The organism is Paraburkholderia phymatum STM815 (genome assembly GCF_000020045.1).
Taxonomy (GTDB): Bacteria; Pseudomonadota; Gammaproteobacteria; order Burkholderiales; family Burkholderiaceae; genus Paraburkholderia; species Paraburkholderia phymatum.
In genome coordinates, this window is record NC_010622.1 from 1857428 (window position 1) to 1870241 (window position 12814).

At 63.9% G+C, this 12814-nt stretch carries 15 protein-coding genes and 1 tRNA gene; 5 read left to right on the forward strand and 11 right to left on the reverse strand.

The window, feature by feature from the left end; translation table 11 throughout:
• Positions 1-40 precede the first annotated feature (40 nt).
• The 3 genes from BPHY_RS08335 to BPHY_RS08345 all read right to left on the reverse strand — a co-directional run bounded on the left by BPHY_RS08335 (position 41) and on the right by BPHY_RS08345 (position 3105).
• Complete coding sequence (locus BPHY_RS08335; protein WP_012401028.1) at positions 41-463, reverse strand: hypothetical protein; 423 nt, start codon at positions 461-463, stop codon at positions 41-43.
• 246 nt (positions 464-709) lie between these two features.
• On the reverse strand, positions 710-1768 hold the full coding sequence (locus BPHY_RS08340; protein WP_041763869.1) for a permease: 1059 nt from the start codon (positions 1766-1768) through the stop codon (positions 710-712).
• A gap of 284 nt (positions 1769-2052) precedes the next feature.
• Positions 2053-3105: an NADP(H)-dependent aldo-keto reductase gene (locus BPHY_RS08345; RefSeq protein ID WP_012401030.1), complete on the reverse strand. Its 1053-nt coding sequence runs from the start codon at positions 3103-3105 to the stop codon at positions 2053-2055.
• A gap of 162 nt (positions 3106-3267) precedes the next feature.
• Here BPHY_RS08345 and BPHY_RS08350 point away from each other — a divergent pair, with 162 nt between their 5' ends.
• Positions 3268-4710, forward strand: a complete 1443-nt coding sequence (locus BPHY_RS08350) for a DHA2 family efflux MFS transporter permease subunit (RefSeq protein ID WP_012401031.1) — start codon at positions 3268-3270, stop codon at positions 4708-4710.
• Positions 4711-4750: 40 nt separating this feature from the next.
• Positions 4751-4963, forward strand: coding sequence for a DUF3820 family protein (locus BPHY_RS08355; RefSeq protein WP_012401032.1), 213 nt, complete (start codon positions 4751-4753; stop codon positions 4961-4963).
• Positions 4964-5089: 126 nt separating this feature from the next.
• On the opposite strand, the gene BPHY_RS08360 is transcribed toward BPHY_RS08355, so the two are convergent.
• Positions 5090-5165: transfer RNA gene (locus BPHY_RS08360), tRNA-His, on the reverse strand.
• Positions 5166-5257: 92 nt separating this feature from the next.
• Positions 5258-6259 carry a tRNA dihydrouridine(20/20a) synthase DusA gene (dusA, locus tag BPHY_RS08365; RefSeq protein WP_012401033.1) on the reverse strand — a complete coding sequence of 334 codons (1002 nt, stop codon included), beginning with the start codon at positions 6257-6259 and terminating at the stop codon, positions 5258-5260.
• 352 nt (positions 6260-6611) lie between these two features.
• Between dusA and BPHY_RS08370 the strand changes: the two genes are divergently transcribed.
• Complete coding sequence (locus tag BPHY_RS08370) at positions 6612-6878, forward strand: hypothetical protein (RefSeq protein ID WP_012401034.1); 267 nt, start codon at positions 6612-6614, stop codon at positions 6876-6878.
• Between the two features lie 401 nt (positions 6879-7279).
• Here the strand turns inward: BPHY_RS08370 and BPHY_RS08375 are convergent, their stop codons facing one another.
• Both BPHY_RS08375 and BPHY_RS08380 read right to left on the reverse strand, forming a co-directional pair.
• Entirely contained in the window at positions 7280-7531 is a 252-nt protein-coding gene (locus BPHY_RS08375) for a hypothetical protein (RefSeq protein WP_012401035.1), read from the reverse strand.
• An 84-nt stretch (positions 7532-7615) separates the two neighbouring features.
• The gene (locus BPHY_RS08380) at positions 7616-7816 is read right to left on the reverse strand and encodes a hypothetical protein (protein ID WP_012401036.1); all 201 of its coding nucleotides are present in this window, start codon (positions 7814-7816) and stop codon (positions 7616-7618) included.
• 225 nt (positions 7817-8041) lie between these two features.
• Between BPHY_RS08380 and BPHY_RS08385 the strand changes: the two genes are divergently transcribed.
• Complete coding sequence (locus BPHY_RS08385) at positions 8042-8317, forward strand: hypothetical protein (protein ID WP_012401037.1); 276 nt, start codon at positions 8042-8044, stop codon at positions 8315-8317.
• Positions 8318-8383: 66 nt separating this feature from the next.
• On the opposite strand, the gene BPHY_RS08390 is transcribed toward BPHY_RS08385, so the two are convergent.
• From BPHY_RS08390 to ssuD, 4 genes are read right to left on the reverse strand one after another with little or no spacing between them, the layout of a single operon-like run.
• Positions 8384-8599: a TOBE domain-containing protein gene (locus BPHY_RS08390; protein ID WP_012401038.1), complete on the reverse strand. Its 216-nt coding sequence runs from the start codon at positions 8597-8599 to the stop codon at positions 8384-8386.
• 58 nt (positions 8600-8657) lie between these two features.
• The gene (locus tag BPHY_RS08395; RefSeq protein WP_012401039.1) at positions 8658-9650 is read right to left on the reverse strand and encodes an ATP-binding cassette domain-containing protein; all 993 of its coding nucleotides are present in this window, start codon (positions 9648-9650) and stop codon (positions 8658-8660) included.
• Positions 9647-10498 (reverse strand): aliphatic sulfonate ABC transporter permease SsuC, encoded by an 852-nt coding sequence (gene ssuC, locus BPHY_RS08400; RefSeq protein ID WP_012401040.1) that lies wholly within the window; start codon positions 10496-10498, stop codon positions 9647-9649. The genes BPHY_RS08395 and ssuC overlap by 4 nt, the downstream gene beginning before the upstream one ends.
• A gap of 50 nt (positions 10499-10548) precedes the next feature.
• Positions 10549-11706, reverse strand: a complete 1158-nt coding sequence (ssuD, locus tag BPHY_RS08405; protein WP_012401041.1) for an FMNH2-dependent alkanesulfonate monooxygenase — start codon at positions 11704-11706, stop codon at positions 10549-10551.
• A gap of 620 nt (positions 11707-12326) precedes the next feature.
• Between ssuD and BPHY_RS08410 the strand changes: the two genes are divergently transcribed.
• Positions 12327-12746, forward strand: coding sequence for a membrane protein (locus BPHY_RS08410; protein WP_012401043.1), 420 nt, complete (start codon positions 12327-12329; stop codon positions 12744-12746).
• The last annotated feature ends 68 nt before the right edge of the window (positions 12747-12814 follow it).

The following is a 12814-nucleotide window of genomic DNA, read 5'->3' on the forward strand; positions in this document are numbered from 1 at the left end:
CTGTGCTGCACGGCGGCGCCCTCGGGCAGATCCTTTCAGATCACTCTTCGTCGTCGGACCAGGGCACATCGACGTCCGAAATAAACTCGACCGTCGCGAACGGGCCGCCTTCCTGGCGTCCGATCTTGCCGTCCGCACGATGCCATTCCACGCGAAACATCGTGCCGGGATCGTCCGAACGCAGGCGCACCGTGCGCAGCTCTTCCGGATCGGCTTCCTCGACGGGGCCATCGAGCGAAACCAGCAACGCCTGCGGCCACAAGCCTTCGACGGGATCATAAATGCGATCGCCGTCGGGAATCGACGTGTGCGCCTCGACGCCGATCGTCGCCGATGCATCGACGATCATCTTGCCCAATGCTCGCAGCACGGCCGTTGCACGCGCCGAGTTGGCCTGACGAATGGCGAGATCCCCGCGCGTCAGCGCCTGCTCGAGTTTCGGATTGGTCTTTTGTTGGGCCATGCGATGTCCTGATTTGACTGGTTCGCGCCGAAGCGCCGTTTGTGCAGCTGAATGCGTCGTGCCGACCGGGCGCCGCCCGGCAGCACATGCGGGGCGTTATCGTAGCATTCGTCTCGCGCCGTCCGCGCGTTGCGGTGCAACAGTCACCGTGTTGCCGCCCCAGGCGGGCGCTCGATCGTCTGCTCGCCTCCCCAGTTTAGGACGAGATTCGGAACAATGACGCCGCCTTTTATGACGGACGCTTACTCAGAATCCGAGCGCGACGGCGAGTAGTCCCGCCAGCACGCCGAACGCGACCACGGCAACGGCCACGATGGTCAGCACGCGCGGGCGGAACGAGCGCGCCAGCATCGCCAGCGACGGCACGCTAATGGGCGGCAGCGTCATCAGCAGCGCGCCCGCGGGGCCGACACCCATGCCGAGCGACAGCATCGCCTGAATGATGGGCACCTCGCCCGCCGTGGGGATCACGAACAGCATTCCCGCGACGGCCAGCGCCGCGATCCAAACAATGTCGTTGCCGATTTCCGGCCCGACGTGCGGAAACAGCCACGCCCGCGCTGCGCCTAGCAGCAGGATCAGCACGATGTATTCCGGCACGAGGCGCACGGCCATCCGTACGAAGATCGACAGCCAGCGCACGAAAGGATTCCCCGCGCGCTGCTGATCGACGAGCTCGACGAGGCGCGCGTCGGCCGTCTGGGCTTCCGCGCGCGTTACCAGCCGGTTCACCACATAGCCAAGGCCGAACACCATCGCGACGCCGAGCACGAGGCGCAAGCCCGCCCACTGCCAGCCGAGCACGAAGCCCATGAACACGAGCGTTGCGGGATTGAGCACCGAATTGCCGAGCCAGAACGCGATCGCGCCGCCCGGCGAAGCCTGGCGCTCACGCAAACCGGCGACGACGGGCGCCGCGCAGCACGTGCACATCATCCCCGGCAACGCCAGCAAACCGCCTGCCGCGACGCTGCCGAAGCCCGACTTGCCGAGCAGCCGCGCCACCCAATATGCGGGCAGCAGCGCCTGCACAGCCGAGCCGAGCAGCAGGCCGAGCACCATCGCCTGCCAGATTGCCTTGCCGTAGACGAGCGCGTAGCCGAGGGCCGCATCCCACGACGGCGCGGGCGCGCTCGCAGCCGTGCCCATCAGGATCGACGCGCCGATCGAATGCGTCGACGCGGCCGTCAAGGCGCGGTGGTAATACGGAAACCATTTGACGTAGAAAAGCCCGGCGACGGCGAGCAGCACGAAAATCGGCCATGTCGAAGCGGCGGGCGAGGAGGTGGGACGCGTGGAGGTCATCGTCATGGGTCGTGATACGGGTCGTTCTGTTGTGGGGCTAAGGTACGAGGTGCGCGAACCGCGCGCAAGCCATGCGCGAATCGTGCGCACTGTACACGGATCGGCATGGTATCGAAAAAAGCGGGGCCGAAGCGCGCGTTCTGCCCGGCTTGATGGCGAGCGCGCTATCGTACGCGAGTTGCGGGGTGCGGTGTTGGGCTCACGCATCTGGCGCAAGCGTTCTGTGGGTGTCGGCGTACCGCCGTCGCGGCACGCCGTGTCTGGCAGCGTGTCGAATCCCGCGCTCAGGGCGCCGGGTTCGGTTGCAATTCGTGCAGCGCATCGATCTCGGCCAATGCGTCCGCCGAGAGCTTCACGTCGACGCTCGCAATGTTCTCTTTCAACTGATCGAGCGACGTTGCGCCGATCAGATTGCTCGTGACGAAGGGCCGGCTGTTCACGAACGCGAGCGCGAATTGCGCGGGCGACAGACCGTGGCGCCTGGCGAGTTCGACATAGCGGCTCGTCGCATGCACGGCCTGCGGTTTGCTGTAGCGCTGGAAGCGCTCGAACAGCGTGATGCGCGCGCCTGCCGGGCGCGCCCCGCGCTCGTACTTGCCCGAGAGCCAGCCGAACGCGAGCGGCGAATACGCCAGCAGACCGACATGCTCGCGATGCGTGAACTCCGAAAGCCCCGCTTCGAACGTCCGGTTCAAGAGGCTATAGGGATTCTGGATCGATACGATGCGCGGCAAGCCAAGCTTCTCCGACGCGCGCAGGAATTGTGCAACGCCCCACGGCGTTTCGTTCGACACACCGATATGACGCACCTTCCCTTCTTTCACGAAATCGGCGAGCACGGAAAGCGTCTCTTCGATGGGCACCGTGTACGCGTCGTCGATCCACGGATACGCGGGACGGCCGAACGTCATCGTGCTGCGATCGGGCCAGTGCAACTGATACAGGTCGACGTAATCGGTTTGCAGACGCTTCAGGCTGTCGTTCAGCGCCTCGGTGAGATTCTTGCGGTCGAACTGGTTGCCCTCGCCGCGAATGTGGCGCGGGTTGTGCGGCTGACGCGCGGGGCCGGCGATCTTGGTGGCGAGCACGATCTTGTCGCGCATCGAACGATGCTGCGCGAGCCACGTGCCGATATAGCGTTCCGTCGATCCTTGCGTTTCCGGGCGCGGCGGCACGGGATACATCTCGGCGGCATCGATTAGCGTGATGCCCTGAGCGAGTGCGTAATCCATCTGCTCGTGGGCATCGCGCTCCGTATTCTGCTCGCCCCACGTCATCGTGCCGAGACCGATCAGGCTGACCTGTACATCCGTTTCGCCGAGCTTGCGGTATTCCATCGATTCGTTCCTGTTTCGTGTTCTGACGGGTGATCCATCGGTAAACGGCGAAATTACCATGTCCGCGTCAAACGCGTGCGTGGATAGAATGTCGTCTGAAATGAAGCCTGGCTGAAGCAAGCAAGACGTCCGTTTCGATGCGCTTACAACGTTCGGAGAATCATGTCGATGTCAGATACGCCGTCCACGCAAACCGTCCCGTCGAACGGACGGCCGTCGCTGATCGTGACGCTCGTGGCCGCGGCGTTTTTCATGGAGAACCTCGACGGCACCATCATCGCGACGGCGTTGCCGCAGATGGCGCATTCGTTCGGCGTGCATGCCGTCGACCTGTCCATCGGCATCACGTCGTATCTGCTGACGCTCGCCGTTTTCATTCCGATCAGCGGCTGGGCCGCCGATCGCTTCGGCGTGCGCAACGTGTTCACGGCGGCGCTGGCGGTGTTCACGCTGGCGTCGGTGGCGTGCGGGATGACGGACGGGCTCGTCGAGTTCACCGCGGCGCGCGTGGTGCAAGGCATCGGCGGCGCGATGATGGTGCCCGTCGGCCGCCTTGCCGTGCTGCGCGCGACGCCCAAGGATGATCTGATGCGCGCGATCTCGATCATCACGTGGCCGGGACTCGTCGCACCCGTCATCGGACCGCCGCTCGGCGGCTTTATCACGACGTATTCGTCGTGGCGCTGGATCTTCTATCTGAACGTTCCCCTCGGCATCGTCGGCATGGTGCTCGCGTGGCGCTTCATCCGTGCCGACCGCGACACGCAGAAGCGTCCGTTCGATACGCTGGGTTTCGCGCTGTGCGGCGTCGCGGGCACGGCCATCATGTATGCGATGGAACTGCTCGGCCGCTCGGACGCGCCGTGGCGCGAAGCGCTCGCGTTTCTCGCGGGCGGCATCGCGGCGGGTATCGCGGCCTTCTTTCATCTGCGGCGCGATCCGCATCCCGTCGTCGATCTGTCGGCGTTTCGCGTGAAGACGTTTGCCGTCGCGATGGGCGGCGGCTCGCTGTTTCGCGTGTCGATCAGCGCAGTGCCGTTTCTGCTGCCGCTGATGTTCCAGCTCGGCTTCGGTATGAACGCGTTTCACTCTGGGCTGCTGACACTCGTCGTGTTTGCGGGCAACCTCTCGATGAAGCTCGTGACCACGCCCGTGATGCGCCGCTTCGGCTTTCGTCCCGTGCTGCTCGTAAATGGCGCGCTCGCGGCATTGAGCATCGCGGCGATGAGTCAGCTGACGGCCGCGACGCCGCTCGTGCTGATGGCCGTCGTGCTGTTCGCGAGTGGCTTGTCGCGCTCGCTGCAATTCACGGCCGTCAATACACTGAGCTTTGCCGACGTGCCGAAGCGGCAGATGAGCGGCGCGTCGACCCTCTCGAGCACGCTCTCGCAGATGACGATGGGCATGGGTGTCGCCCTCGGCGCGATCGCAATGCGGCTGGCGGCGTGGCTGCATGGGCATGAGGCGCAGTCGGTGACGCCGGCGGATTTCAGTGTCGCGTTTCTGCTGGTGGCGGCCGTCGGGCTGGTGGCCATTGTCGACGTGTTCGGTCTTGAGCGCGATGCGGGCGCACATGTGAGCGGGCATCGGCGGGAACGGACCTGAGTTTGCCGTTCTACTTTGGATTGCGAGGTTGTGCCTGACGATGAACATCGAACAGTTTGAATTGCTCGTGACACGTACGATGCCGTACGGCAAGTACAAAGGACGTGTGATCGCCGATCTGCCGGGACATTATCTGAACTGGTTTGCGCGCGAAGGATTTCCGCCTGGCGAGATCGGGCGGCTGATTGCGTTGATGCACGAGATCGATCACAACGGACTGAAGGGATTGCTGGAGCCGTTGCGCAAGCGGTGAGCTCTGTTCGATGTATGCGGGCGCGATGCTTTGCACCGCGCTCCACACGTCAGGCGTGACGTAGTGCCAAAACAAAACGGCATTGCGATTGCTCACAATGCCGTTGCTGGAAATATCTGAATTCTCTGGGGTGGCTGATGGGACTCGAACCCACGACGACAGGAATCACAATCCTGGACTCTACCAACTGAGCTACAGCCACCACTGAACTACACCTCCGCTGCCTGCTACCGAGCGGCGGTCAGCAACGAAGAAGCGAGATTATACAAACACGAATCGTATTTGCAAAGCCCTTTATTCAAACATTTCGCTGGGCTCGCGCAAATGCTGTCGCGCTTCGTCGAAAATCGCGAGGTCGCGTGCCGCCAGCTTCTTGTTATCGGACAGCACCCGCCGCCATCCGCGCGCGCCCGCAACGCCGCGATACAGGCCCAGCGCATGGCGCACGATCGCGCCAAGGTAGGTACCGCGCGCGAGCTCGGCGCGGCAATATTCGATCAATTGCGCCTCGGCTTCTTCGCGCGTCGGCGCGGCATCCGTCGAACCGTAGAAGCGCGCATCGACATCCGCGAGCACGAATGGGTTGTGATACGCCTCGCGGCCCAGCATCACGCCGTCGACGTGCTGCAGGTGCGTTTCGACTTCATCCAGCGTCTTGATGCCACCATTGATGATGATTTCGAGCTGCGGAAAGTCGCGCTTCAGGCGATACGCGTAGTCGTACTTGAGCGGCGGGATCTCGCGATTCTCTTTCGGGCTCAGGCCTTTGAGGATCGCGTTGCGCGCGTGCACGATGAACACGTCACAACCTGCGTCGGCGATCGTGCCGACGAAGTCGCGCACGAACGCGTAGTCTTCGACATCGTCGACGCCGATCCGGTGCTTGACGGTCACGGGCACCGACACCGCATCGCGCATTGCCTTCACGCAATCGGCGACGAGTTCCGGCTCCTTCATCAGGCATGCGCCGAATGCGCCGCGCTGCACGCGCTCCGACGGGCAGCCGCAATTCAGATTGATTTCGTCGTAGCCCCATTGTTCGCCGAGCTTGGCCGACCTCGCCAGATCTTCCCGCTCGCTGCCGCCGAGCTGCAACGCGACGGGCGCTTCATCAGCCGTAAACGCAAGATGACGCGCGACGTCCCCGTGAATCAGCGCCCCTGTGGTCACCATCTCTGTGTACAGCCAGGCGTGCCGGGACAGCGTGCGGTGAAACGAGCGGCAATGGCGGTCGGTCCAGTCCATCATGGGCGCGACGGACACGCGGCGGGCACTGACATTGGGCTTTGAAGACATGAGGCGGCAAACCAGAAATAAGAAACGACAAACGAACCACTCGGATAGCGCGCAATTTTACCGCAAGCCGCCTCCGGTGCCCCCTTCCCTGCACTTCACCAGCCCCGCAAAGCCATGATTTATCGATGGTTTGCCTGATGCTGACGCCTCATTTATCAGGGCGCGTACACGGTGAACGCCCGCCCGGCGGGCCTTCGTTGATTGTTTCCGAACGCAGAACAGTAATTTCAAATTATCGATACAAAAAATTGATAGTAAGGGTATACACTGCCTTCCATCGACGTTGCGAACACAGCGCCGCGAGGCAAACAGCGCAACGCTTTACTGAATCAAACATTACGGAGAGTTCACCATGAAGACCAAGCTTATCGCCGCAGTTCTGATCGCCGCTTCCGCTACGCTGGCTGCTCCCGCTTTCGCAAGCGGCTACGGCCCGGCTCCGCACTACAACCCGACGGTCGGCGCGCCCGCATCGCAACAAGGCCAGAGCGCGCAGACGCTGGCAGCAGAAGCACAGCAAGCCAACGCAGTCGCCTACGGCGGCGTGCAAAATGGTTCGACGCAAGCTGGCAAGCATGAGCCGGTGACGGGCCCGGGCTCGGTGTTCTTCGGCCACTAAGCCGAACGCCGTGGCAACACCGGCAGCAGAGTTCGCAGTAGGCAGTACCCAGCAGTATCGGGCAGCACTGGCGGCACGCAGTTCCTGTCGTGGCAGTACGCAGCCTTGTAGTTGCTGTCTTGCGGTAGCAGTAAGCAGTTTTGAAGTTGCCGCTCCAGATGTAGCAGCACGCAGTACCGCAGTTAAGGCTTGACCGTAGTTGTGCAGTACCGTTGATGGCGAAATGGCAGTATCTGGAAGTATCCGCAGTTTGAAGTTGCCGTACCCTGAAAGTACCCGCAGTTCGAAGTTGCCGTAGCTGGAAGTACCACGCAGTGTTGTTGCAGGTGTCGTGCAGCCGGATGTTCCCCACGGAGCATCCGGCTTTATTTCTTCGGCGTCGATAAAATAAAACGGCTTGCTTAACCGCCCGCCGCCAGCAGTTCGACGTCAATCGCCTCGCGCGCCGCGCGAAAACCCGCTTCGGCGGCCGCGCGTTCAGTCGGCCAGAATCCGTCGATGTGCACGAGCCGCCAGTCCAGCATCACCGCATCGCGCTTCAGCACGCGAAAATGCGCCTTGACGCCCGTCAGCACCTGCTCGACGGCAACCTCCACATCGAACTCCTTGTAGCGATCCTGGTAGTCGCCCATGTCGATGCCTTTCGGCTCCATCGCGCCTCCCTTTCTCTTTCGAGCGTCTGCTCGCGCAACGCAAGCGGCCCGCGCCGGGGTGTAATCACGCGCCGTCAGTCGCCATCAGTCGCAATCGCCAGACAGATACTTACGGCCGTCACAGGTAATTTCGACGCCCGCGCCCTTCCCCGCCTTGGCCACCAGTCCCGCGACCAGCAATTCCTTTTCGACGACAGGCTCGACGGCGGGCGGCGTCTGCCCCGTTCCGACATCGTTCAGTTGCCGTAGCGTATCGATTGCATCCGCACTCAAGGACCTCGTCATTGCAGCCTCCACATTCGTTGCGGCGCGCCGCCCGTATGGCACTGCGCCAGTCGATGCTCAGTTCATGCTAGCACTTCCAGCCGCAATTGCCGGACGTATCGCGCCCGCGATGCGCGCACTCAGATGCGTCGAGAATGGGGTAAAGGACGGCGGAAAGATCGCCCGCCATGCAGGGGCTGGCACGCGCCTAGCGACAGACCATAAAAAACCAGCACGGAGATCGCGATGATTTCGATGAAGCTCAGTTCCGCATGCCACGTGTGGGCGTCGCTCGGAAGCGCCGTTGTGCTCGCCGCGGCGGCAGGCGCAGCGCAGACGGCGTGGGGCCAGACAATCGCGCCACGGGCAGGCGGCGCGCCGATGGTGAAACCGCCGCCGGCAGCGGCATCCGGCGCGGCGAGCGCGACGAATCCCGACAACATGCCCGTCAAGAAGCCGCGCCAGCCGACCAACGACGACATGTCGCATCAACCGCCCGCCAGTTCGACGAACGCGAAATAGTGAACGGCGGGGCGCTCATTTCGGCGCGCAGCCGCGCTACGGGGTCTCTATGGCGCCAGCAGCGCGCTACAGCCGCGCGATAGACACCTCCGTCGATTTGACGAGCGCGACCACTTCCGCGCCGACCTTCAGTTCGAGTTCGTCGATCGAACGGGTCGTGATGACCGACGTGACGATGCCGAACGGCGTATCGACGTCGACTTCGGAGACGACGGGGCCGCGGATGATTTCCTTCACTTTGCCTTTGAACTGGTTGCGTACGTTGATCGCGGAAATGCTCATATGGGATAGCTCCGTGGGTCGATAAAAAAGTAACCGGGCCGCGGCATGGGTCGAACCGTCACACTGCCCAGCGAAGGTCGCGCGCGTGCACGCTGCGCACGTCATGCGCGTTCGCGTCGTGCAACCCGTGATCGTCCGGCGCCCGTGTCTTCATCACACCCCGCAACACGTGTTCTTCGAGCTTTGCAAAAGACGTCGACGCCCGTTCGCGAGGCCGCGCCAGGGGCACGGGCTGATCGAGCGCGATCCTGCCCTCCTCGATCAGCAGGATGCGATCGGCGAGCGCGACGGCTTCCTGCACGTCGTGCGTGACGAGCAGCGCGGTGAAGCGATGCTCGCGCCACAGCCGTTCAATCAACGCATGCATTTCGATGCGTGTCAGCGCGTCGAGCGCGCCGAGCGGTTCGTCGAGCAGCAGCAGTTGCGGGCGGTGCACGAGCGCGCGCGCCAGCGCCACGCGCTGCCGCTGACCGCCCGACAACTGCGCGGGCCAGTCGTTCGCGCGTTCCAGCAGGCCGACTTCGGCGAGCACCGCGCGCGCATCGTCGCGCGACGACCGGCGAAGGCCCAGCATCACGTTCTGCATCACGCTCTTCCACGGCAGCAGGCGCGCGTCCTGAAACATGATCCGCGTGTCGAACGGCTGCGAGCCGTCCGCGCGTTTTTCCAGCTTGCCTGAGCTCGGCGCTTCGAGGCCGGCAATCAGCCGCAGCAGCGTCGACTTGCCGCAGCCGCTGCGTCCAACGATCGACACGAAGCTGCCGCGCTCGATCGACAGATCGACATCCGAGAGCACGGCACGCTCGCCGTACCGCTTGCCGACGCCGCGCAATTCAACCGACACGTCTTGCGGCTCGCGGGTGATTTCACGCTGCGCAGCGCCCGCATCTGGCGTCCCGAGCCAGTCGTGCAGCGACACGGCATCGCGTTCGACGGCCGCGGTGGCCGCTTGCGCCGCGGCGCGATCGTGCATGCGCGGCTGCTGGAGTTCGGCTTCGAGATCGGCGCCCGCCACGCCGCCATACGAGGCGGACAAGGTGCTTGCACTCATGCTTTCTCTCCTCGTTGATAAGCGGGATGCCAGCGCAGCGACACGCGTTCGAGCCCTTTCGCGAGCATGTCGGCGAGCTTGCCGAGCGCCGCGTACAGCAAGATGCCCACCACCACGACATCCGTTTGCAGAAATTCGCGCGCATTCATCGTCATGTAACCGATGCCCGATTGCGCGGAGATCGTTTCGGCGACGATCAGCGTGACCCACATGAGTCCGAACGCGAAGCGCACACCGACGAGGATCGACGGCAACGCGCCCGGCAGGATCACGTCGCGATAGAGCGCGAAGCCTTTCACGCCATAGCTGCGCGCCATCTCGATCAGATTGGCGTCGACGGAACGGATCCCGTGATACGTGTTCACATAGATCGGAAAGAACACGCCCAGTGCAACGAGAAACAACTTCGCCTCTTCCTCGATGCCGAACCAGAGGATCACGAGCGGGATCATCGCGAGCGCGGGGATGTTGCGGATCATCTGCACGGTCGTGTCGAGCGCGATATCGATGGGCCGGAACAGACCCGTCGCGAGCCCGAGCACGAAGCCGATGCCGCCGCCGATCGCAAAGCCCGACACCGCGCGCCACGTGCTCACTTTCACATCGGCCCACATTTCGCCCGACTCGATCAGAGACCACGCGGCCTTCACGACGGCGAGCGGTTCGGGCAGCACGCGCGTCGACAGCACGCCGCTGCGCGCGGCGAGTTCCCACGCGATCAGAATGACGAGCGGCACGATCCACGGCGCGGCCCTGCCTGCGAGCGGCGCGAGTGCTGCGAGTGGTGCGCGATAAGCAAGTGGCGTGAGACCGGCGCGCGCCCGACGGTTTCCGGAAACAGTCGACATCAATCAGGACTCCCTGTAGAAGCGATGCGTGGCACATCGAGCCATCTGGTTCAGCTTTGCGACGCCTTCGGCGCATAGTGATTGCCGACGATCTCGCCGAACGGCCCCGACAGCGGACCATTCGCGTTCGCGCGCTGGCGTCCCGGCAGCAGCGGAAATACCAGTTCGGCGAAGCGATACGACTCTTCGAGATGCGGATAGCCGGAGAGAATGAAGGTCTCGATGCCGAGCTCCGCGTACTCGCGCATGCGGGCAGCGACCTGTTCGGCATTGCCAACGAGCGCCGTGCCTGCGCCGCCGCGCACGAGTCCCACGCCCGCCCACAGGTTCGGATAGATCTCCAGTTCCTTGCGCGAGCCGCGCTTGCCGCCGTGCAGCGCGGCCATGCGCCGCTGGCCTTCAGAATCCATCTTCGCAAACGCCTCCTGGGCGCGGGCGACCGTGTCGTCGTCGAGCTTGCTGATGAGCTTGTCGGCCGCGGCCCACGCCTCGTCTTCCGTCTCGCGCACGATCACGTGCAAACGGATCCCGAAGCGGATCGTGCGGCCATGCTGCGCGGCGCGCGCACGGATATCGGCGATCTTCTCCGCGACGGCCTCGGGCGGCTCGCCCCATGTCAGATAGGTGTCGATGTGTTCGCCCGCCATCTCGTGCGCCGCCGGCGACGAGCCGCCGAACCAGAGCGGCGGATGCGGGCTCTGCACGGGCGGATACAGCAGCTTGCCGCCCTTCGACTTCAGATGCCTGCCGATGAACTCGACGCTCTCGCCGTGATGCGCGCTCGTCAGCAGGCCGCGCCAGATGCGCAGAAATTCGTCGGTGATTTCGTAGCGCGTGTCATGATCGACGAACAGTCCGTCGCCTTCGAGTTCGGCCGCATCGCCGCCCGTCACGACGTTGATCAGCAGACGTCCGCCCGACAGGCGGTCGAAGGTCGCCGCCATGCGCGCCGATAATCCGGGCGACGCGATGCCCGGACGGATCGCCACCAGAAACTTGAGGCGCTGCGTGGCGGGAATCAGGCTCGATGCGACGACCCAGGCGTCTTCGCATGAACGGCCCGTCGGCAGCAGCACGCCCTCGTAGCCGAGCGTATCGGCTGCGACGGCGATCTGCCGGAAGTAGTCGTAGTCGGCCGCGCGGGCGCCCTGCGAGGTGCCGAGATAACGGCTGTCGCCGTGAGTCGGAATGAACCAGAACACATTCATGTGCTGCTCCCGCTTGATCCGGATGATGAGTGTGAGGTCGGTGAAATGTCGTGCCGCGCACGGTTACGCGCTCGCGCAGAGGCACTCGCGCTCTGCGCGGGCGTGAGCGGCGCTCGCCGCGCACATGCGGCACATCGAAACGGGACGATTGAAGAAGACCGCGTCAGCGGCGACAGCGAGACGGCCCGTGCCGCCGGCACGCGCCACGCGCTACTGACGACGCAGCCGGGCACGCGCGCATTAGCATCGGTTGAAGCATCGAAGAGGACATCGCGACGGGTTCTCTCAAGTGGGTCGTAAAGTTCGGCGCACGCTTCGCGCGGTCAGCAACATGCGCGGCACGTGTCGACGCGACGGCAGGCGCGCATGTGACGCATGCGTTGCCGTCGCCTGTATGGGAGAACAGTCTATGGACCGCGCTCGTTGTTTTGAACGATTTTTTTGAGCTTAGGTTTTCCACTTTCGTGATTTACCTGACGTTGCAGCATACGTCGCAAAAGCGCACGGGACGCACGCCAGCGCACCAGAAGCCGGCCTCGCCGCCGATATAATGGCGCTCGTTCCAACAACCTGCACGGGCTGCGCCAAGTCGACGACGCCCGCGACCGCCGCTGTCAAGCATGCAAAAAATCATCCTGCCGTTCGTATCCGGCTTTCTGGCGTCGCTGTTCTTTCGCGAGTCGACGCTCGCGCTCCTGCACGCCGCCGGCCTCATCGACCCGACGGGGTTTTCGACGGCGCCATTCGTGCCGATCGGCTTGCCGGAGTTCATCGCGAATGCGATCTGGAGTTCGGTATGGGCCGTGCTGATGGCGTGGCTGCTGCGCGTGTCGCCCGAGCGTCCTGCGCCGTGGGTTCAGGCGTTCGTGTTCGGCGGCATCGTCCTGACGGCGGCGAGCGTGTTCGTCGCCGATCCCATTCGCGGCATCTGGCCGTCGGGCAACATGCTGCCGCGCCTTGCGCTCGGCTTCGCGTCGAACGCAATGTGGGGCTGGGGCGCACTCGTTTTCATGCGCGCCTTCATGGCGAGCGAGAACTGAGCGCCCCACCCGCATCTGCTGCCTCTGCGCTTCTTTTCAGCTTCGTTACGGCGTTTTCCCGCTTCTTC

Bases quoted from the DNA above. Each gene is read 5' to 3' on its own strand.
- BPHY_RS08335 (WP_012401028.1), bottom strand. From the start codon at position 463: ATGGCCCAACAAAAGACCAATCCGAAACTCGAGCAGGCGCTGACGCGC.
- BPHY_RS08340 (WP_041763869.1), bottom strand. From the start codon at position 1,768: ATGACCTCCACGCGTCCCACCTCCTCGCCCGCCGCTTCGACATGGCCG.
- BPHY_RS08345 (WP_012401030.1), bottom strand. From the start codon at position 3,105: ATGGAATACCGCAAGCTCGGCGAAACGGATGTACAGGTCAGCCTGATC.
- BPHY_RS08350 (WP_012401031.1), top strand. From the start codon at position 3,268: ATGTCGATGTCAGATACGCCGTCCACGCAAACCGTCCCGTCGAACGGA.
- BPHY_RS08355 (WP_012401032.1), top strand. From the start codon at position 4,751: ATGAACATCGAACAGTTTGAATTGCTCGTGACACGTACGATGCCGTAC.
- dusA (WP_012401033.1), bottom strand. From the start codon at position 6,259: ATGTCTTCAAAGCCCAATGTCAGTGCCCGCCGCGTGTCCGTCGCGCCC.
- BPHY_RS08370 (WP_012401034.1), top strand. From the start codon at position 6,612: ATGAAGACCAAGCTTATCGCCGCAGTTCTGATCGCCGCTTCCGCTACG.
- BPHY_RS08375 (WP_012401035.1), bottom strand. From the start codon at position 7,531: ATGGAGCCGAAAGGCATCGACATGGGCGACTACCAGGATCGCTACAAG.
- BPHY_RS08380 (WP_012401036.1), bottom strand. From the start codon at position 7,816: ATGACGAGGTCCTTGAGTGCGGATGCAATCGATACGCTACGGCAACTG.
- BPHY_RS08385 (WP_012401037.1), top strand. From the start codon at position 8,042: ATGATTTCGATGAAGCTCAGTTCCGCATGCCACGTGTGGGCGTCGCTC.
- BPHY_RS08390 (WP_012401038.1), bottom strand. From the start codon at position 8,599: ATGAGCATTTCCGCGATCAACGTACGCAACCAGTTCAAAGGCAAAGTG.
- BPHY_RS08395 (WP_012401039.1), bottom strand. From the start codon at position 9,650: ATGAGTGCAAGCACCTTGTCCGCCTCGTATGGCGGCGTGGCGGGCGCC.
- ssuC (WP_012401040.1), bottom strand. From the start codon at position 10,498: ATGTCGACTGTTTCCGGAAACCGTCGGGCGCGCGCCGGTCTCACGCCA.
- ssuD (WP_012401041.1), bottom strand. From the start codon at position 11,706: ATGAATGTGTTCTGGTTCATTCCGACTCACGGCGACAGCCGTTATCTC.
- BPHY_RS08410 (WP_012401043.1), top strand. From the start codon at position 12,327: ATGCAAAAAATCATCCTGCCGTTCGTATCCGGCTTTCTGGCGTCGCTG.